This is a genomic window from Lacisediminihabitans sp. (genome assembly GCF_043726815.1).
Lineage (GTDB): Bacteria > Actinomycetota > Actinomycetes > Actinomycetales > Microbacteriaceae > Lacisediminihabitans.
Window position 1 is genome coordinate 42,402 of sequence record NZ_JAYSJZ010000058.1, and the last position, 18,514, is coordinate 60,915.

The 18,514-nt window shown below is 68.8% G+C and carries 23 protein-coding genes; 20 read left to right on the forward strand and 3 right to left on the reverse strand.

Annotated features, from left to right (window positions below):
• The first annotated feature begins 86 nt into the window (after positions 1 to 86).
• From ACHZD8_RS07715 to ACHZD8_RS07725, 3 genes are all read left to right on the forward strand, one after another.
• The gene (locus ACHZD8_RS07715; protein ID WP_394769628.1) at positions 87 to 1,442 is read left to right on the forward strand and encodes an FAD-binding oxidoreductase; all 1,356 of its coding nucleotides are present in this window, start codon (positions 87 to 89) and stop codon (positions 1,440 to 1,442) included.
• A 74-nt stretch (positions 1,443 to 1,516) separates the two neighbouring features.
• Complete coding sequence (locus ACHZD8_RS07720; RefSeq protein ID WP_394769629.1) at positions 1,517 to 2,113, forward strand: CGNR zinc finger domain-containing protein; 597 nt, start codon at positions 1,517 to 1,519, stop codon at positions 2,111 to 2,113.
• Positions 2,114 to 2,220: 107 nt separating this feature from the next.
• Positions 2,221 to 2,451 (forward strand): hypothetical protein, encoded by a 231-nt coding sequence (locus ACHZD8_RS07725; protein WP_394769630.1) that lies wholly within the window; start codon positions 2,221 to 2,223, stop codon positions 2,449 to 2,451.
• 71 nt (positions 2,452 to 2,522) lie between these two features.
• On the opposite strand, the gene ACHZD8_RS07730 is transcribed toward ACHZD8_RS07725, so the two are convergent.
• Positions 2,523 to 3,221 carry a type 1 glutamine amidotransferase domain-containing protein gene (locus ACHZD8_RS07730; RefSeq protein WP_394769631.1) on the reverse strand — a complete coding sequence of 233 codons (699 nt, stop codon included), beginning with the start codon at positions 3,219 to 3,221 and terminating at the stop codon, positions 2,523 to 2,525.
• Between the two features lie 119 nt (positions 3,222 to 3,340).
• On the opposite strand from ACHZD8_RS07730, the gene ACHZD8_RS07735 reads away from it, so the two are divergent.
• The 10 genes from ACHZD8_RS07735 to ACHZD8_RS07780 all read left to right on the forward strand — a co-directional run bounded on the left by ACHZD8_RS07735 (position 3,341) and on the right by ACHZD8_RS07780 (position 10,306).
• The gene (locus ACHZD8_RS07735; protein ID WP_394769632.1) at positions 3,341 to 4,219 is read left to right on the forward strand and encodes a LysR family transcriptional regulator; all 879 of its coding nucleotides are present in this window, start codon (positions 3,341 to 3,343) and stop codon (positions 4,217 to 4,219) included.
• Positions 4,220 to 4,401: 182 nt separating this feature from the next.
• Positions 4,402 to 4,788, forward strand: a complete 387-nt coding sequence (locus tag ACHZD8_RS07740; RefSeq protein WP_394769633.1) for a nuclear transport factor 2 family protein — start codon at positions 4,402 to 4,404, stop codon at positions 4,786 to 4,788.
• Positions 4,789 to 4,854: 66 nt separating this feature from the next.
• Complete coding sequence (locus tag ACHZD8_RS07745; protein WP_394769634.1) at positions 4,855 to 5,478, forward strand: nuclear transport factor 2 family protein; 624 nt, start codon at positions 4,855 to 4,857, stop codon at positions 5,476 to 5,478.
• Between the two features lie 55 nt (positions 5,479 to 5,533).
• A complete protein-coding gene (locus ACHZD8_RS07750) occupies positions 5,534 to 6,544 on the forward strand; it encodes a transporter (protein ID WP_394769635.1) in 1,011 nt (336 codons plus the stop codon).
• A gap of 21 nt (positions 6,545 to 6,565) precedes the next feature.
• A complete protein-coding gene (locus ACHZD8_RS07755; RefSeq protein ID WP_394769636.1) occupies positions 6,566 to 6,910 on the forward strand; it encodes a hypothetical protein in 345 nt (114 codons plus the stop codon).
• 42 nt (positions 6,911 to 6,952) lie between these two features.
• Positions 6,953 to 7,777: an NAD(P)H-binding protein gene (locus ACHZD8_RS07760; protein ID WP_394769637.1), complete on the forward strand. Its 825-nt coding sequence runs from the start codon at positions 6,953 to 6,955 to the stop codon at positions 7,775 to 7,777.
• 12 nt (positions 7,778 to 7,789) lie between these two features.
• On the forward strand, positions 7,790 to 8,014 hold the full coding sequence (locus ACHZD8_RS07765; RefSeq protein ID WP_394769638.1) for a PLDc N-terminal domain-containing protein: 225 nt from the start codon (positions 7,790 to 7,792) through the stop codon (positions 8,012 to 8,014).
• A 10-nt stretch (positions 8,015 to 8,024) separates the two neighbouring features.
• Complete coding sequence (locus tag ACHZD8_RS07770; protein WP_394769639.1) at positions 8,025 to 8,888, forward strand: alpha/beta fold hydrolase; 864 nt, start codon at positions 8,025 to 8,027, stop codon at positions 8,886 to 8,888.
• Between the two features lie 29 nt (positions 8,889 to 8,917).
• Complete coding sequence (locus ACHZD8_RS07775; protein ID WP_394769640.1) at positions 8,918 to 9,820, forward strand: metalloregulator ArsR/SmtB family transcription factor; 903 nt, start codon at positions 8,918 to 8,920, stop codon at positions 9,818 to 9,820.
• Positions 9,821 to 9,895: 75 nt separating this feature from the next.
• Positions 9,896 to 10,306, forward strand: a complete 411-nt coding sequence (locus tag ACHZD8_RS07780) for an arsenate reductase ArsC (protein ID WP_394769641.1) — start codon at positions 9,896 to 9,898, stop codon at positions 10,304 to 10,306.
• A 21-nt stretch (positions 10,307 to 10,327) separates the two neighbouring features.
• On the opposite strand, the gene ACHZD8_RS07785 is transcribed toward ACHZD8_RS07780, so the two are convergent.
• Complete coding sequence (locus tag ACHZD8_RS07785; protein ID WP_147785031.1) at positions 10,328 to 10,534, reverse strand: dodecin; 207 nt, start codon at positions 10,532 to 10,534, stop codon at positions 10,328 to 10,330.
• A 118-nt stretch (positions 10,535 to 10,652) separates the two neighbouring features.
• Between ACHZD8_RS07785 and ACHZD8_RS07790 the strand changes: the two genes are divergently transcribed.
• The 4 genes from ACHZD8_RS07790 to ACHZD8_RS07805 all read left to right on the forward strand — a co-directional run bounded on the left by ACHZD8_RS07790 (position 10,653) and on the right by ACHZD8_RS07805 (position 13,860).
• Entirely contained in the window at positions 10,653 to 11,003 is a 351-nt protein-coding gene (locus ACHZD8_RS07790; RefSeq protein WP_394769643.1) for a hypothetical protein, read from the forward strand.
• Positions 11,004 to 11,231: 228 nt separating this feature from the next.
• Positions 11,232 to 12,098 carry a serine protein kinase RIO gene (locus ACHZD8_RS07795; RefSeq protein ID WP_394769644.1) on the forward strand — a complete coding sequence of 289 codons (867 nt, stop codon included), beginning with the start codon at positions 11,232 to 11,234 and terminating at the stop codon, positions 12,096 to 12,098.
• Between the two features lie 87 nt (positions 12,099 to 12,185).
• Positions 12,186 to 12,920, forward strand: coding sequence for a hypothetical protein (locus ACHZD8_RS07800; RefSeq protein ID WP_394769645.1), 735 nt, complete (start codon positions 12,186 to 12,188; stop codon positions 12,918 to 12,920).
• Positions 12,921 to 12,954: 34 nt separating this feature from the next.
• On the forward strand, positions 12,955 to 13,860 hold the full coding sequence (locus ACHZD8_RS07805; protein ID WP_394769646.1) for a L,D-transpeptidase: 906 nt from the start codon (positions 12,955 to 12,957) through the stop codon (positions 13,858 to 13,860).
• A gap of 16 nt (positions 13,861 to 13,876) precedes the next feature.
• Here ACHZD8_RS07805 and ACHZD8_RS07810 read toward each other — a convergent pair whose 3' ends face one another.
• A complete protein-coding gene (locus tag ACHZD8_RS07810) occupies positions 13,877 to 15,151 on the reverse strand; it encodes a DUF1479 domain-containing protein (RefSeq protein WP_394769647.1) in 1,275 nt (424 codons plus the stop codon).
• A gap of 104 nt (positions 15,152 to 15,255) precedes the next feature.
• Here ACHZD8_RS07810 and ACHZD8_RS07815 point away from each other — a divergent pair, with 104 nt between their 5' ends.
• From ACHZD8_RS07815 to ACHZD8_RS07825, 3 genes are all read left to right on the forward strand, one after another.
• Positions 15,256 to 16,377: an ROK family transcriptional regulator gene (locus ACHZD8_RS07815; protein ID WP_394769648.1), complete on the forward strand. Its 1,122-nt coding sequence runs from the start codon at positions 15,256 to 15,258 to the stop codon at positions 16,375 to 16,377.
• 214 nt (positions 16,378 to 16,591) lie between these two features.
• Positions 16,592 to 17,482, forward strand: a complete 891-nt coding sequence (locus tag ACHZD8_RS07820; RefSeq protein WP_394769649.1) for a hypothetical protein — start codon at positions 16,592 to 16,594, stop codon at positions 17,480 to 17,482.
• A 43-nt stretch (positions 17,483 to 17,525) separates the two neighbouring features.
• Positions 17,526 to 18,509: a Gfo/Idh/MocA family protein gene (locus ACHZD8_RS07825; protein ID WP_394769650.1), complete on the forward strand. Its 984-nt coding sequence runs from the start codon at positions 17,526 to 17,528 to the stop codon at positions 18,507 to 18,509.
• The last annotated feature ends 5 nt before the right edge of the window (positions 18,510 to 18,514 follow it).

Genomic DNA, 18,514 nt, shown 5'->3' on the forward strand with positions numbered 1-18,514 from the left:
ATCACCCGAAGCGCAGGGTCGCGGCGTCCTAATGCTTTAGGCTTAAGAAATACATTAGATTACCGACAGTACGAAAAGGATCACTCATGACCTCCCCCGTCACGACGCCACCGACTCTCTCTGTCCCCGGCGATGCCGGCTACGCGGCGGCAACCGCGAGTTACAACCTGCGCTCCACGATCGCGCCGATCGCCGCGGCGGTGGCCACCACCAGCAGCCAGGTGCAGGATCTCGTCACTCTCGCCCGGGAGCGCGCGGTGAAGGTGCGGGTTCAGTCGACCGGGCACGGGTTCAATTCGGTCCGTCCGATGGGTGATGCCCTGCTCATCCGAACGGAGATGGACTCCCCAGTCTTTGTGAACCCCGCGGAGAAGACCGCGGTGATTCCCGCCGGCGCGACCTGGGGCGACGTCGTCGCGGCATCCGCGCCGTTCGGTCTCGCCCCGCTTCACGGGTCGAGTGCCACCGTCGGCGCCATCGGCTACCTGCTCCAGGGCGGCATCAGCTTCTACGGCCGCAGGCATGGAGTCGCGTCGAACTCGGTTCGCTCGATCACCCTCGTGCTGGCCAATTCCTCCCTGGTCACGGTCGACGCCGAGAGCGGCAGCGACCTCTTCTGGGCGCTGCGCGGGGGAGGCGGCGGATTCGGGGTCGTGACGTCGGTGACCGTCGGTCTCGTCGATGTCCCCTCCGTCGTGACCGGCTCGACGTTCTGGCCGGCGTCCGCGATGGCCACCGTCCTGGAGGCCTGGGATGCCTGGTGCCGCACCGCCAGCGACCGCGCGTCCACCGCGTTCCGGGTGATGCGCATCCCCCCGCAGCCCGGCCTTCCCGCCGAACTCACCGATGGGCCGGTGGTCTGCATCGACGGTGCCGTGCTCGAAGCCGGCGACCTCAGCGCGACGGACGTGATCAACGGACTGCTCGACCCGATCCGTGCGAGGGTGACCCCCCTCCTGGACACCTGGCACCGCGGCGGCGCGCTCGACGTGTCGACCACCCACGCCGATCCCCCCGTTCCTGTTCCGTTCTTCGGTGACCATGTCTCGCTGACTGAGCTCGGGGCGGGCGCCGTCAATGCCCTGACCGAAGCCGTGGCAGAGCCGTCGGCGGCAAGCCTCGCCGTCGTCGAACTGCGCCAACTGGGCGGGGCTCTCGCCGTCGCCGATCCCACCGGCGGCGCGGTGAATTCGGTCAGTGGCGAGTACGGTTTCTTCGCCGTCGGGATCATCGCCGGGCCGAACGCCGAAGAACAGGTGGCGGCGGAACTCGACCGCCTCCGCTCGGTACTCGCCCCATGGACCTCCGACTACACGGTGCCGAGCTTTGTCGAGAGGCTCGGCGCACCGCAGAAGTCCTTCGACGACGCGACGGCCGCCCGGGTGAACGACCTGCGGCGCCGGTTCGACCCGGACGGGCTGTTCGGCGGTGACGTCGCCTAGGAATTGGCGGCGCGACGTCGACGAACTAATGCACAATTGCCGGGTTATCCGTTATTGCGGAGTATACTGTCGGCATGCGCACGCCGTCACTCGTTTCCAAGGAAGCCGCCCGTGAGGCCGGACTGGTCGTGGCCGGAGAGCCGCTCGCCGTCGACCTCGCCGACACCGTCAAGATGTCATTCGATCCTCCGCTGGACCTGATTGGAGACGCTCGGCGCAACGAGGCCTTCTGGGGGATCGAACAGCATCAACTGCCCGAGGGCTCGGGCGCACCGGACCTGGTGAGCGCCCAGCGGCTGCGGGCGGCGATCCGCACGCTGTTCGACGCGAAGGTGGACGGCGCGCCCTTCGACGAGGAGGCGCTTCGCCTGGTGAACGAGCTGGCGGCCGCCGCGGTCGCCCAACCGGAGCTGTCGACGACCGGGACCACCACCATCTCCCGCGTGCGGTGGGTGGCGGAGACCCCCGGCGCGCTCTCGCTGGCGGTCGCCGCGCGATCGGCCATCTCGGTGTTGACCGGGAGCAGCGCGGATCGGCTGAGGCGCTGCGCCTCACCCACCTGCAGCATGTTCTTCGTCGCGCTGAACGCGAAGCGCCAGTGGTGCACCCCGGAGGGTTGTGGCAACCGGGAGCGGGTCGCGCGCCACGCGCGGGCGGCGGTCTCCGCCTAGGGCGTCCCGCTCGACGCGGCACCGCGGGCAACTAATGGTTTAACTTTACTTTAACCATTAGGCAGGAGAGAATGGGATGACCATCCCCTCGACGAAAGCCGCACGCAATGTCCCAACACGCCCCATCGCGCACCTCTCAATTCCTGACTCGCGGCGACGGCCTGGCGCCCTCGGTCTCCCGTGGTGTCATTGGCCACTACGTCAGCTCCGGTGTCCCGGTTCTCGGATCCGGCAGCTTCACGGGAGTGTCGGTCGTCGGCTCCGACGGAAACGGCTCTTACGTCTCCTCGTCGGCGGGTACCGTGCCGGGCGCCGTCGGCAGCTACATCTCCGCGTGATGCGGACTGCCGCCGGTCGTTCCGTGCGCCGCGCGGGTGGCGGTGTGAGCACCGCCACCCCACGGCCTCGGTCAGGCGAGGGACGCGACGAGCTGCCGGGCGACCTCGGCGGCGGAGGCGGGGTTCTGCCCGCTGATGAGATTGCGATCGGTGACGACGAACGGGGTCCACGGGACTCCGGACACGTACCCGGCTCCCTCGGCTCGAAGCCGGTTTTCGAGCGTGAACGGGGCCGCGTCTCCTGGCCCACCCAGGGCTTCCTCCTCGTTGGTGTATCCCGTCAGCTCGTAGCCCGCGAAGGTCCACGCGTCGGAGGCGGTGCGAGCCGACAGCAGGGCGATGGTGCCGTGGCAGGCTGCGGCGATGAAGGCGTTGCGGGCCTGAAGCCGGCCCAGCAGGCGTCCGAGATCGGCGTCGCGGAAGAGATCCTCCATCGGTCCGGTTCCTCCCGGGATGTAGATGGCGTCGATGGTGTCGACGTCCACCTCGGCCAGGGCGATCGGGTGCGCCAGGTCGGTGGCCAGCACGGCGAGGGCCGCCCGAAGCTCGGCAGACCTCTCGGCGGAACCGGTCATCGATTCGTCGAGGCTGTAGGACTGGAGCGGGGCGGGCGCCCCGTGCGGAGTGGCGAATCTCACCGTGATTCCCGCGGCCGTGAGGATGTCGTACGGGTCGACGACCTCTTCGGCCCAGAAGCCCGCCGGAATCGTCGAGCCGTCCTTCATCGTCCAGATCGGCGACGCGGTGATGGCGAAAAGTACTGTTGGCACGGGGTTCTCCAAGGTGTGAACTGCTGCACGGCCACTCGTGTGGGTGGCCTGCTCCAGCATCCGCGACAGAGCCGGTGCGTGTCCAAGACCGAAAACGACCACCGTGATGCGGTTCCGGCATGACCGCGCCCGCGTTGTATCTCGACCAGGGAACTGAACTGGACCTGCGCAAGGTGCGGTACTTCCTGGCCGTGGCCGCGCACCTCAACTTTCGCCGCGCCTCCGAGGAGTTGCGTGTCGCCCAACCCGCCCTCAGCCGCGCGGTGAAGGCCCTGGAGCGCGACCTGGGCGTTCGGCTGTTCGTTCGGGGAACGCACGCGGTCTCGTTGACCGAGGCCGGTCACGCCCTCGTGCTCGAGGGGTCGTCCCTGTTGACGGCGAGCCTCGCGGCCCGTCGTCGGGTGCGGGCGGAGGGCGGCAGTGTGGCCACCCTGTCGATTGGATTCCGCCCGGGGATCATCATCACCCCGGTGGTGCAGAGATTCACCCGGCGCCATCCGGATGTCGTGGTCGTCGCCCATCGCATCGAGTGGGACGAGCAGGGAGCCGCCCTGCTCGGCGGCCGGGTCGACGTCGCGTGGATCAGAACCCCCGTGGAGGGGACGGGTCTGCGGGTGGTGGACCTGTTCGACGACGCGGAGATGATCGCCCTCCCCGTTGACCATCCGCTCGCGGCCATGACCTCGGTGACTCTGGGCGACCTGGCCGACGAGCCCATGCTGCGGTACGACGCCGCGCCCGTTCACGGCACCGGTCGCGACGCCGCCTTCCCGGGGGTTCGCACGATGGAGGAGAAGCTGGAGGCGGTGGCGCTCGGGCACGGGATCGCGCTGCTGCCCGAGACCGCGGCGCGATACTACCAGCGCGCGGACATCGTCTACCGGCCCGTGACCGACGCCCCGCCATACACGGTCGCCCTCGCCACCGTCGCTGCCGCCCGTCCGCGGCCCGAGGTCGAGGACTTCATCGCTGCGGCACGATCCCTCTACGCCGGCTGAACTGCACACTCCGCCCGAACGCACCGTCGCGGTGAGCCCACCATCAATCTGATTGTGGTGGTGGCGAAAGAAAACTGCATGGACCTGACCGGACCCGGCGCGCAGACTCGTGCCGAGGGCGATGGTGCCTCCAAGCCAACAATCCGTCTCAAAACACTCTCAACAATGCATCGGAGAACCCCTTGATTACCTACGAAAGTCGTGCCGAATTCGTGAACGACCTGCGCGCCGCCCTGTCGACCCTGGACCGGGAGCGACTGACGGAACTCGTCACCGAGGACGTGGTGTGGGCGCTGCCCGGGAGCAACGCGGTCTCTGGCGAGACCGTCGGGGTGGACGGAATCTTCGGCCGACTGCAGAAGCTCGCCGGGTACGAGGTGCAGATCGAGATCCAGAACGGGATGGTCAGCCCGGACGGCGTGGCAATGACCCTGCACAACACCGGCAGCCACAACGGCCTGATCCTCGACGAGTATCTCGTCTCGGCCGTGACCCTGGAGGCCGGCAGGGCATCCCGAATCGACACCTACATCAGCGACATCCCGATGATGGACGCCTACTTCGTGTAGCCGCCCGCCCGATCGCCGTTGGCCTGACGCCCCGGCGCACCTCACCGACCAGCAAGGAGAACCACTGTGCAGAACCCATTCATCACCATTCCAGGCACAGCCTGGCGCAGCGTTGCATTCGCCGGCGTGCTCGTGATCGGCGCGGCGGGCGCCGCCGCCGCGGCGACGGTGCCGGCCCGATCCCCCTCGACGCGGGTCGATGCCGCAGCCTCGGTCGAGATGCAGGAGGTGCTCTCCGAGTACGTCCACGCAACGGACCATCGTGACGGGGCCACCCTCGCGGCGCTGTTCACCGAGCACGGTTCCGTGAATATCCTCGCGCCCGATGGCTCCGGCGGGTACTCGGCGGTGACGACCCCGATCGTGGGACGCCCGGCGATCGCCAACGCGGTGGCTCACGCCCAGGCGCCCCTTCCCGCGCTGGGCGCCGAACATCACGTGATCACGGCCCCGATCTCCACAGCGTCGGAGTCCGGCGGCCATCTCAGCATGCAGTTCACCACCTACGCCATCCAGGGAGCCGCGGAGCCCGCGGGGGGATGGCCGGCCGGCACGGCGGGGGCCCCGGGCACCATCACCGCCTACGAGTCGGGCTACTACGCGGCGACGTTCGTCAAGGGCCACGGCGTCTGGTCGATCTCTCGGCTGGACATCCAGAGCGACCTGCCCGTCGTCATCCCCGCCCCGTGAGAGTCGCGAAATCCTACTAATGGATTATTGAGAAAGAAAGCGTTAGGATAGGGCCATGACCTCACTCGCGACACCCACCCGCATCCCGCTGAACACGCTGGCGATTCCGTTCGGTCTCTCCGGACTGGCGGCGGTGTGGACCGGGGCGAGCAGCGATCTCGGCTGGCCGGCCGCGATCGCCGATGCCCTCTGGGTGCTGGCGGCGATCTCGTGGGTGTGGCTGATAGTGGCGCACTCGGTGCGCGGGGCCCGGAGCGCCGACTCCTTGGCCGGCCAGCTGAGACACCCGGCGCAGGGTCCGATCGCCGCTCTCGTGCCGATCGTCGGGATGTTGCTGGGGGCCACCCTGTACCGCCTGATCCCGGTGGCTGGCGTCGTTCTGGTCGTGGCATCGATAGTCGCGGCGGCCCTGTTCGCGGGGTGGTTGCTCACCTTCTGGACGAGCGGGTCGCTCCAGGCGGACTCGATGCACGGGGGATACTTCCTGCCCACGGTGGCCGCCGGGCTCGTCGCGGCGACGACGGCCGCCGAGGTGGGGCTCACCGCCCTCGCCATCGGCGCGTTCGCCGTGGGAATCCTCTTCTGGGTCGCGATCTTCGCCGCCCTGATGGTTCGGCTCGCGACTCGGCCGGCGCTGCCCGCTCCGCTGACTCCCACGCTCGCCATCATCGTGGCCCCGCCGGCCGTCGCCGGCACGGCCTGGTTTGCGATCGGCGGGGCGCAGGTCGGACCCGTCGAATACGCTCTCGCGGGCCTGACCGTGGTCATGGTGCTGATGCAGGTCTTCCTGATTCCCCGCTATCGCGCGCTGCGCTTCTCGCTCGGCTTCTGGTCGTTCACCTTTCCCTTCGCGGCGGTCAGCGGATACGCGATCGAATGGCTTGTGATCCTGCGGCCGTTCGGCTGGCAGGGGCTGGCGATCGCCATCCTGGCCGGCATCACGGTGTTGATCGCAACGATCGGCATCAAGTCGATTCGGCTCTACTTCGCCGGCTCCCGACAGACCCATGCCGCGATCGCGACCGCGGCACAGAATCCAGCCCCGACCCTCGCTCCATCGAACTGACCGACCTCAAGACGGGACACCATGACCGACATCGACATTGCCGCGCTACCGGGGGTCGTCTCCGCCTATCTCGAACGATCACAGGGGGCAGACCCCGGCGCGGCCGCCTCCCTCTTCGCCCCCGCCGCGACCGTCACCGATGGCGGCACCCACTACGCGGGGCGTTCCGAGGTACTGGACTTTCTCCAGCGCGCCGCCACCGAGTTCGAGTACACGAGCACTCTGATCGGTGCGGAGCGTGACGGGCGGGTGGCCACGGCGATCAACCGCCTCGAGGGCAACTTCCCCGGCGGAATCGTCGAGCTGCGGTACCGCCTCACGCTCAACGCCGGCGGAACCACGATCGACCGCCTCGTCATCTCCTGATCGCCCGCCCACATCCCACCACTCGAAAGTCGAAAGAGAACCATGAACAGCTATCTCATCATCGGCGGCACCGGCAAGGTCGGTGGCCGTCTGGCCCAGATCCTGCGCACCGCCGGCAACACCGTTCGAATCGCCAGCAGGACCGGCGGCGACGTGCGCTTCGATTGGCGTGACGCCGCCACCTACCGACCGGCGCTCGCCGGAATCGATGGCGTCTTCCTGGTCGGCCCCGGCAGTGCGACCGACTGGTCGGGTCTCCTGACCGAGCTCCTCGTCGAGGCCAAGGCCGCGGGCGTTCAGCGCGCGGTGTTCCTCTCGGCGCGAGGGGTCGAATTCCTCCCGGGCGGAGCCGTCGCGCTCGCCGAGGAGGCCCTGCGCGCCGGTCCGCTCGACTGGACCATCCTTCGACCGACCCACTTCGCCCAGAACTTCACCGAGGCGATGTTCGTGCCCGTGAACGGCGAGGTGCTCGCCCCCGTCGCGGATGGCGCCGAGCCCTTCATCGATATCGAAGACCTCGCCGAGGTGGCAGCCGCCGTGCTGGTCGACCCGGGCTATGCCGGCGACACCATCGACATCTCCGGTCCGAGTGCGGTCGGATTCGACGAGGCCGTCTCCCTGCTGGGCCGGCACGCGGGCCGTGGTTTCACCTTCGTGGACGAGCACCCCACTCGGCACGAGGAGCGTCTTCGCGAGGCCAACACTCCCGAGGGCTACATCGCGTGGCGCATGGCGATGCTCGGGGGGATTCGCCGCGGCGAAGACGCCTACCTCAGCGACGGCGTCGAGCGGGTGCTGGGCCGCCCGGCGACCTCGTTTTCCGAGTGGGCCCGGCGAGAAGCCTCGTCGCTCACCACCCAACAATAGACAGGGCAACCAATGGACAGCGCGAACATCGTGCACACCGCAATCCTCTTCGTCGTCTTCGCGGCGTGGGTCGCACTCTGGGCGACGGCTCTGGCGAGCATCCTTCGTCGGCCCGGCATCCCCTCCTTCGAACTGGGCGCCTGGACCGTCATCGTGATCGTGGTGCCGTTCCTCGGTCCGGTCATCTGGTTCGCGTGGGGTCGCACCCGCTCTCGCAACCCGGCATCGCAGGCCTGAGGTGACCACCGTGCAGGTCCATCACCGCTTTGTCGAAATCGAGGGACGGCGGGTGTTCTACCGGGAGGCGGGGGACCCAGCGGCTCCGCACATCCTGCTTCTCCACGGGGCGCCGGCGAGCTCACACATGTTCCGCAACCTGATCCCCCTGCTCGCGGAGAGCTATCACGTGGTGGCTCCCGACTACCTCGGCTTCGGCAATTCCGATTCCCCGCTCGTCGACGAATTCTCGTACACCTTCGACTCGATCACTCGGGTTGTCGGCGCGCTCGCCGACCTCCTCGAGCTCGGCACATACTCGATCTACGTGCAGGACTACGGCGCACCGGTGGGCTGGCGGCTGGCGTTGGCCGACCCGACGCGTATCACCTCCGTCATCAGCCAGAACGGCAACGCCTACACGGACGGCTTCGGCGAGATCTTCTGGCCGGAACTGTGGGAGCACACCGCGCATCCGACACCCGAGAACGAGGCGCCGCTGCGCGCGGGGCTGACGGCCGACAGCATCCGTGACCAGTACGTCATCGGTGCATTTGACGTGTCGCTCGTGAGCCCGGACACGTGGCAGTCAGACTTCGCGAATCTGCAACGGGAGGGGAATGTCGACGTGGCACTCACCCTGTTCCGCGACTATCACACCAACGTTGAGCTGTATCCGGCCGTGCACGAGTGGTTCCGGATGAGCCAGGTGCCGGCCCTCGTCGTGTGGGGCGCTGGCGACCCGATCTTCGTGCCGGCCGGCGCGGAGGCGTTCCGCACCGACCTGCCGGAGGCGGAAGTGCACCTGCTGGACGGTGGGCACCTCCTTCTGGAGACCCATGCGAGCGAGGTGGCGGCGTTGATGCTCGAGTTCCTGGGGCGAGCGAATCGGTAGGTGACGCGCCGACCCATAGACTGCAATCTATGGATACCGAGTCCGCGCCGTCCGCGGTGTTGAGGCTCCTCGCGGATCCGACGAGGGCGCGCATCCTCGGGCTCATCATGGACAGCCCGACCGGGCGGCGTTCGGTGGGCGAACTGGCCGCCGAGCTGCGGCTGAGCCAACCCACGGTGAGTCATCACCTCAAGGCGCTCGTCGACGCGGGTCTCCTGGAGCGAACCCCCGAGGGCCGACTCGCGTGGTTCTCGATGCAACCGGACCAGGCGGATCGCGTGGCGGAGATGCTCACGGGGCAGCGCGCCACGGCCATGGCCGACGGTGTGCTCGAGCGCATAGCGGCCGATCTCTCGAGGCGGTTCTCCGGCGTGTTCGGCCCGGAGACCGTCGAACGGTACGTGCGGGAGAGCTACGACCTCCTGGCCGAGGGCGCGCGGATCACGCGCTACCTCCCCTCGCTCACCTCGCGGTTCGCCGCCGACCGGCTGGCGGCCCTGGCGAGAAGCGAGTCCGCCGCCCCGGATCGTGTGCCCGAGGTGCTGTTCGTCTGTGTGCAGAATGCCGGCCGGTCCCAGATGGCCGCCGGGATCCTGCGCCACCTGGCCGGCGACAGAGTGCGGGTCCGCTCCGCGGGATCGGCGCCCGCCAGCGCCGTTCGGTCGGTGGTGATCACCGCCCTGGACGAGATCGGCGTCTCGATCGGCGGCGAGTTTCCGAAACCGCTGACTGACGAGGTGGTGCGTGCGGCGGATGTCGTCATCACCATGGGCTGCGGGGACGCCTGCCCCGTCTACCCGGGGAGGCGATACCTCGACTGGGAGATCGCAGACCCGGTTGGCCTGCCGATTGGCCGGGTGCGGGAGATTCGCGATGACATCGAGGCCCGGGTGCGGGCTCTTCTCGAGTCTCTCCAGGTGAACGCCGCCTGAATTTTGGTCGAATCGGGCCGCGAACCCATAGATAGCGGTCTATGCTTTGAGCAGTAGTCGAGAGTAGGGAAACCCATGTCAGACAAGCCCACCGTTCTGTTCGTGTGCATCCACAACGCGGGTCGCTCGCAGATGGCCGCCGGCTACCTGCGCGCGCTCTCGGGCGGGGCCGTCGAGGTGCGCTCCGGTGGGTCGGAGCCCGGCGACCAGATCAATCCGATGGCGATCCAGGCGATGGCCGAGGAGGGCATCGACATCTCCCAGGCGGTGCCGCAGCTGATGACGACCGACCAGGTCAAGGACTCGGACGTGGTGATCACCATGGGGTGCGGCGATGTGTGCCCGATCTTCCCCGGCAAGCGCTACGAGGACTGGGAGCTCACCGACCCCAAGGGCAAGCCCATCGAGGAGGTCCGGCCGATCCGCGACGACATCAAGGCGCGGGTGCAGGCGCTCCTCGCCGACCTGCTGCCCGCCGCGGTCTGACCGGCCCGATCGCGGGGGCCCTCACTCGAGCTTGAACCCGACCTTCATCGTGACCTGCACGTGGGCGATCTTGCCGTCCTCGATGTGGCCTCGGGTGCCGATGACCTCGAACCAGTCGAGATGACGGACCGTCTCGGACGCCCGGGCAATGCCGTTGCGGATGGCCGCATCGATGCCATCCGGGGACGTTCCGACGACTTCGATCACTCGGTAGGTGTTGTCGCTCATGGTTTCCTCACTCGTCGTGTGGGTGGTGTTGCCCCTGACGATAGGCCGCGGTGAGGCGGACGACAACCCGCTCGCGCGCGAGAGCCGTGCCGACGCGCGGGGTGGTACTGTCCCAACCATGGGACAAGAGTTCTCGGCCACGCCGTATCCGGACTTTCCGGTCACCGGCCAGCAGTGCGCGGCGGCGGTCGCGAGGGCGAAGAGGTCGGTTGAGACGGCCGAACTGACAATGCAGCTGGTGCTGGCCCAGGCGGTGCGTCGCTGCACCCTGAGCGGCCTGTCCCAGCGGCAGACCGCCGAGGTGCTCGGCCTGAGCAAGAGCGAGGTCAATCGCCTCGCAAGGTTGGTTGCGGCGCCCCAGGCGGGAGCGGCGCTTCGGAACGGTGGCTTCTCCGATGACGTCAACGCTGCGGTCGAGCGAGCCTGGACAGGCCGGCCCGTCGACGGCGACGGTCCAGACGCCGAATAAGGGCTCGGCGATCGCTCGCCGGGATGGCCGCGGCGGCCACCCCGCCCACGAGCGCGAAAGCAAGCCCGGCCTCGCTACACTGAAGCCACACGGCACCGCTCCGCGAGCGGCCGATGAGAGGGGATGACGCCATGATGACCGTCTTTGTGCTGCGCCCCCACGCCACCTCACTCATCGAGGCCGCCACTCTCTAACGCCCGGCGGCCTCCAGCCTCTGGAGAACCCACCGTGTCAGTTTCCGACGACGATCTCGTCGCCCTCAGCTCTTCCCTCCTCGCATATTCCTCCCTGGAATTTTCCACAGTCGAGCCAGGCGAGAACCAGCGCTGGTCCACCTGGCCGGCGATCACCCCCAGCGAGCGCGGCCCGCGTCCCTGTCCCGACTGGGTCGTCACCTCGGCGGCCGCCATCGACACCGAACTCGGCATCGTCAAGACCGGCAAGGAGGCGGATGTCTTCCTGATCGAACGCGCCGTGCCCGACGACCCGGCGCGGTCGACCATCCTCGCCGCGAAGCGCTACCGCGCTCCCGAGACCAGCGACTTCCACCGCTCGGCCCAATACCGGGAGGGTCGACGGATGCGCAACACTCGCGATTCCCGCGCGGTGGCCAGGGGATCCGCCTACGGGCGCTCCGTGTCGGCGGCCCGCTGGGCCTATGCCGAGTTCGAGGCCCTCAGCACCATGCACTCTCGCGGTGCGGCGGTGCCCTACCCCGTGCAGGTGAACGGCACCGAGGTGCTCATGGAGTTCATCGGCGAGGGCCGGATCGCCGCCCCGCGGCTCGCCCAGGTGCGCTGCCCGGTCGCCGAGCTCGACGGCTACTACGCCCAGGTGGTGGAGATCATGCGGGTGTTCGCGGAGGCGGGAAGCGCGCACGGCGACCTCTCGCCGTACAACCTGCTCGTGCATCGCGGTCGCGTCGTGGCGATCGACCTGCCGCAACTGGTGGACGTGGTGAGCAACCCCGGCGGGATGGCGCTGTTGCAGCGCGACTGCCACAACGTCTGCGAGTGGTTCAGGCGTCGGGGCCTCGAACGCGACGAGGACGAGCTGTTCGCGGAGCTCGTGGGGGAGGTGTACAGCCGCAGCTGAGTCACCGAACGCAGATTGACGGAGCCGGTCATACTACCGCGTGACAACGTCCGTGCTACCGTGCAGTTAACATACGGAGCGATAAATATGAAAAGCAACACGACGTCTCATTTGCGGCGGTCCGGTTTTGTTCTCGGGCTTCTCGTCGCGGTCTCCGCACTGATCGGCGTTCATCCGCTCGCGAGCTATGCCGCTCCCACCTCTCCCGCGGTCAACCAGTGCAACGGCACAGACAATGTCGGTGGCCAGGCCGTGGTCTGTGATGTCACCATCACGAATAATCTCAACCTCGCCACGGGCGCGGTCAGTTCCTCCGTGACCACCAACGACTGCCACGGTGCAGCCGGCGCCCCGCCCGTGACCACCTGCATCACGCTCACCCAGAACTTTCCGACCCTCACGACGTCCGTGACCCAGTGCGATGGCTCCGGCAACGGGGGAGGAACCAACGTGATTTGCAGCGTGACGATCCTCAACAACATCACCGGCACGGTCACCCCCACGGGCGCCACGGTGAAACAGTGCGTCGGATCGGGCACCGGAGGCGGTGGCGGATCGACCATGATCTGCGACCCGTTCCCGGCGAACACCACCAACGCCACGATCACCCAGTGCAACGGCTCCGGTACCGGGGGCGGAGGCGTGATCCGCGTGCAGTGCAACGTCGGCCCGTCCACCATCACCTCGGCGCTCCCCGTGACCGTCGACCAGTGCAACGGCTCGGGCACGGACGGCGGCGCCACTGTGACCTGCACGGTCTCGATCCGGAACACGATTCTTGCGGCATCGAGCTCACCGCGACTTCCCGTCGTCTCGGGCTAGCGGCCGCCGTTCGCGGGGCGCAGAGCGCGCGTCGGTGTCTGTCAGTCGTGGTTCGCGTCGCTGGATTCTGATCGCCGCAGCGACCGCGGGTGTGGTGGCGGTGGTGATAGGGGTCGCCGTGCTCGCGAGGCCTTCGGCCCCGGCGACGCCGCCTGCCGCTCAGCCGTCGATGCGGGCGACCGCTCCTGCCGCGACGGGCCCGGCCTACACGCCGCCCGACGCCGCGGCACTTGCCGCCCTGCCCGATGCGAACTACGACGCGGTGATCCCCGGCCTTCTCGATGCCGCCCCGGCCGCCGCCCTCCCCATTCGCACCGAGACCTTCACCCTCAAGGCCGACCTCACGCCTCTCTACGGTGCCGATCGGACCGGCCCGCCCGTGGCCTCCCTGCCCTTCCTGAACTTCCTGGGCTCACGTACGGTGGTCGCTCCCGTGGTGGTTCACGACGGCGAATGGACCCAGATACTCACGCCCAGCAGGCGTGAATTGCCGAGCGCGTCGAGCACCGGGGTCGCCGCCGCCCAGACCATGGCCTGGGTGCGCACCGACCAGCTGGTGGTGGGCGCCCCGGCGCTGCAGCACGTGCTCGTGCGTCTCGGCGCGCGAACCCTGTCCATCGTCAATACGGCGGACGGCGGGGTGATCGCCAGCTACCCGATCGGGATCGGAAAGGCGGCGACGGCCACGCCGGTCGGAGTGAGCTATCTCGAGGCGCGGTACAGCGACCCGAAGCAGGTGGTCGGCCACTCGATCTTCCTCACCGCGGCACATTCGGCGGTGGCCGACCACCCATTCGGGCCCGACCAGGGACTCGTCGGCATCCACTGGTCGGCGGTGCACGACGGGGCGGTCAGTCACGCGTGCATCCGTCTCGACACCGCCGGCGACATCGCCATGGCGAAGATCGCCGTCGGCACTTCCGTGCTCGTCGTCCCGTGAGGGTGTGCTCCCGGATTCAGCGGACGGCACCCTTGAGGCCGAGCGCTCGAGCGCCGATCTCGTTCAGCTGGGCCTCGGCGAAGCGGTTGGGCCACTTCACCTCGTAGTCCTCCTGGGGGAAGTCGGTCGGGCTCTCGCCGAGGCGGAACCGCTCGGCCACATTGGCCGCGTAGCGCGCGTTCTTCTCGCACATGGGGGCGGCGGGGATGTAGATCACGTTGCCCCAGCCCTGCTGGTCGGTCACCGGTGCGACGCTGTGGATGAGGTCCGAGTGCCACCAGACCGAGTCGCCGGGCTGCACGTCGGGGATTCCCGAGACCGCCTTCATGAGCAGCGGATGCCACTGCTCGTTCACACCGAGGGCCTTGCCCTGGGCCGCCCCGCAGAGCGAGTCCTCCGGGACGTCGTCGAGCAGGGGCCGGATCAGCAGGTAGGCCATGGCCGACGGCGCGGGCACCACGTGCAGCACCCCCTGGTCGTGCTGCATCTCGGAGAGGGCGAGCCAGCCCTGGAAGCTGCGGAACACGCTGCACATGGTGGAGGACGGGTACTCGTCCACCTCGGTGCGGTGCGCGGCATCCCACGGGTCGTAGCTGTCGAAGTCGCCGTGGAACAGGGAGGAGAAGACCTCCTGGTACGCGGGCGTGAGCCAGCGTTCGACCGACCCGGAGTCGGTGTGCGCGCCGAGGCCCTTGGAGGTGACCCCCGGCGGGCGCCGGCGGATGCGGTCCGGGTACATCGAGTCCTGGTCGGGGTCGAACCAGACCGTGCCCTGCGACTCGTTCTTCCACTGCGCGTTGAGGAAGCTCTGCACGGTCGCCGTGTTGGCGTGCTGGCGCGCCTCCATCTGCGCGGCCGACCAGTAGATCGGGTAGATCTCCGGCGTGGATGCGGCGAGCGTTCCGAAGAAGTCGTCGGCCGGTCCGCGGTACTTCTTCTCGAAGTCGTTGCTGTCGACGTACTCGACGAGCGAAGCGTCCCAGGCGGTCGCGGTCTCCACCGGCACCTGCCCCCGAACGACGGCGCAGCCGCGGCGGTGGATGAGGTCGAGTTGCTGCTTCGACACGGTGCCGGCGGCGATGTCCGAGAACTGGATCACCGGCCAGACGTCTTCGCCGCGTTCCCTCGTCGCCACGATGTCGGCGACCTCGGCCTTGAGGGCGGCCTCGATTCGGGCGAAGAGCGCGTCCACATCGCCGATCTGGGCACGCAGCTTCTTCTTGACCGCCACGATCGCCGCCGAAATGTCCTCCGGCGGGGTGGCCCAGCTCGTCTGCTCCATTGCATTCATGATGTCTCCCTGGTTATTCAGTAATGGTATCTTACTGAAGCGTTGAGACGATGCTACGCCTCCGGATAGCATTTGGTAAAGCCTGCGAACTGAAATGGGTGGTCATGACTGACGACGACGCGGACGACGATAACGGCGCGCCCCGCCTCAACCTGCTCGCCGCCCTCACTGACCAGCGCTTCTTGCGCGCGCTCGCCGACTCGGTCGACCCACTGTCCCGGGCGGAGATCGCCGCCGCGACCGGAATCTCCAAACCCGCCATCTCCGACGCGGCGGCGCGCCTCGAGAAGACCGGGCTCATCGTCGACGCCGGGGTGCGCGGCGGGCGTCGCGGCGGAGTGGCCACGCTCTACCGCATAAACGGGAGCCACGGCCACTCCCTCGCCATCGCGCTGCAGCCGACCGGCGTCTCGCTGCGGGCCAGGGATCTCGCGGGCCGCACGCTCGTCGATGTGGCGGAGGCCCTGCCTACCGGGGCCACGACCGATGTCGTCGTCGCGCTCGCCAATCGCCTCATCCATGAGAGCGCGGACGCCGTCGGCAGCCCCCTGATCTCCGCGGCGGTCTCCGTCGCCGTGCCGGTCGACAGCTCGACGGGCGACACCGTGCGGCTTCCCAACTCGCCGTTCCCGGCCGGCCAGTTCGCCCCCCTGCGCGAACTCGATCTCGCCCCGGCGGGCACGGCCGTCGTCGACAACGACGTGAACTGGGCGACGATCGCCGAACGGCACCTGGGCTCGATGACCGCCTGTGAGGACTTCGTCTACGTCTATCTCGGGGCGGGAATCGGCGCGGGGGTCTTCGCCTCCGGAGCGCTCGTGCGGGGCTCCCGCGGCCTCGCCGGCGAGATCGGCTACCTTCGATCCCCGACGGGCCGAGACCTCACCCAGACCCTCGCCCAGCTCGGACTGGGCGCGCCGGACGCCTACGGCATCGACGTCGAGGCCGCGGTCGAGCTTCTCTCCCGCACACCGCCGAGCGAGGCGGGCGAGCGCGCCATCGACGAATTGGCGACCGCGATCGTCAACGCGACGATCCTGCTCAACCCACGCGCGGTCGTGCTCGGGGGGCCGCTCACCGCCAGTGCGGGCCTCGTCGACGGTCTCGCGGGCCGCATCCCGGGCCTGGCGCTCGACCCGCCCGAGGTGATCGTGAGCACTCACGCCCCGCTCGAGGGGGCGGCCTTCGAGGCCCACCGGCTCGCCCGGGAACGCTTCGGGTTCTAGGTCTCTCGGCCCAAATCGTGTCCGCCTTAAGGGGGACACAACGCGTGTTCTGCCCCCGGACTGAGGGTTTCGCCGGGCAACGACACGCCCCCACTTCGAGGGTGTTCGGCTGGCCGGAGGCCCGGAATTGGTTGTGACCGGGCGGGGGCGGGCCTAGCGTTGGAGGAGGTGCTGCTGAGGGGTACGCACCTCACGGGGTTCGGGGGAATCTGGAATGAAGCGCTTTGCACTACTCACGACACTCGTGACGGCCGTGCTCACACTCGTGCTGCCGTTCGTCGGCGGAGGCGGACCGGCGCTCGGCGCGGCCTCGTCCGCCAACGCCGCCGAGACGGGCGTGCCCGTCTTCGCGTCGCCCGTCGCCCGTGCGGCCACGGCCACCGTCCAGATCTCGGTGCCCGGCATCGACACCATCGTGAGCCGCGCCGCCAACACCGCCGCCTACCTCAAGACGGACACCGAGCACCTCGGCCAGAAGCCCGTGCCCGTGCCCGTCGTCGTCGTCGCCCCGCCGGCACCGCCGGCGTCGAGGACCGCGAGCGGGCATCGCGCGACCGCGTCCGCGGCCTCTGGCACCGCGGAGCGTCGCGCCGCGGCGGCGGCGACCGGCTCCGGCTGCCCCGGCAGTGCGGGCGGCGGCGGAAGCGCGCCCGGCCGCACCTCCGGCGGAGGCGTCGCCGGCACGACCTCCGGCGACATCCAGTCCTTCTCCGCGGCCTACAACGCCATCCGCGCGGCCAACTGCCTGCCGTCCATTCCGGCCGGCAACTTCCGCTACGACGGCTGCATGGAACAGCGACTGTTCTGGATGGCGGAAGACCCGAGCACCAACCCGATGAGCGCCTGGGGCCACCTCGGCTCGGTGCGCAGCGACGGCGTGCCGAGCGTCGGCTGCGACGGTAACCTCGCCGGCGGAACGGGGAACAGCGGCGCGACGGTGGCCCAGAAGTGGTGGGACTCGGCGCCGCATCGGCTCTCCCTCTACAAGCCGAGCTACGCCGGCGGCACGGGCGGCGTCTGCATCTACTTCGCGATGACCCACGGCGGAATCCCCAACGAGCCGTACAGCTTCTCCCGGGCCGCTGCCCGCTGGGGTGGCTGCTAGATTCCTTGTGGTGCGGGCGCGATCGCCCGGGCGGAAGGAAGACATGGCTGGCACGATTCGCTGGGGCATCCTCGGCACCGGATTCATCGCCCACCTGCAGGCGGCCGACCTCGTGAACAACGGATTCTCCGTGACCGCCGTCGGGTCTCGCAGCCAGGAGTCCGCCGACGCGTTCGCGGCCGAGTTCGGCATTCCCGTGGCCCACGGCAGCTATGAGGCACTCGTGGCCGACGCGAACGTGGACGTCGTCTACGTCTCGACTCCGCATCCGTTCCACGCCGAGAATGCCCTCCTCGCCCTGCGCGCCGGCAAGCATGTGCTGATCGAGAAGGCGTTCACCCTCAACGCCGCGGAGGCCCGCGAGGTGGTTCGAGTGGGTGCCGACGCCGGCCTCGTCGTGCTCGAGGCGATGTGGACGAGATTCCTGCCGCACATGGTGCGGATTCGGGAGATCATCGCGGCCGGCACGCTCGGCGACGTGCGCACGCTCATCGCCGACCACAACCAGAGCCTGCCGACCGACCCGCGGCACCGCATCAACAACCCGGAGCTCGGGGGCGGCGCCCTGCTCGATCTCGGCATCTACCCGGTCTCGTTCGCGTTCGACCTGTTCGGTTCCCCGTCCACCGTCCTGGCGAACGCCGCCAAGACACAGACGGGAGTCGACCGCCAGACCGCGATCATCTTCGGCTACCCCGACGGACAGCAGGCCGTTCTGCATTGCGCGCTCGACACCGCCGGGCCGAACCGGGCAGTGATCCTCGGCACGGAGGGGCGCATCGAGATCGATACGGTCTGGTACTCGCCGACCACCTTCAGCGTCTTCGACTCGGCCGGCACCGTGATCGAGCGATTCGAGACGGCGGTGGAGCCGCGGGGGATGCAGTTCCAGGCCTGGGAGGCCGAGCGGCTCATCGGGGCCGGTCTCACGAGCGGCGAGATCCTGCCGCCCGAGGAGAGCGTGCGCATCATGGAGACCCTCGACGAGATCCGGCGCCAGATCGGCGTGGTCTACCCGGGCGAATAGGCTCA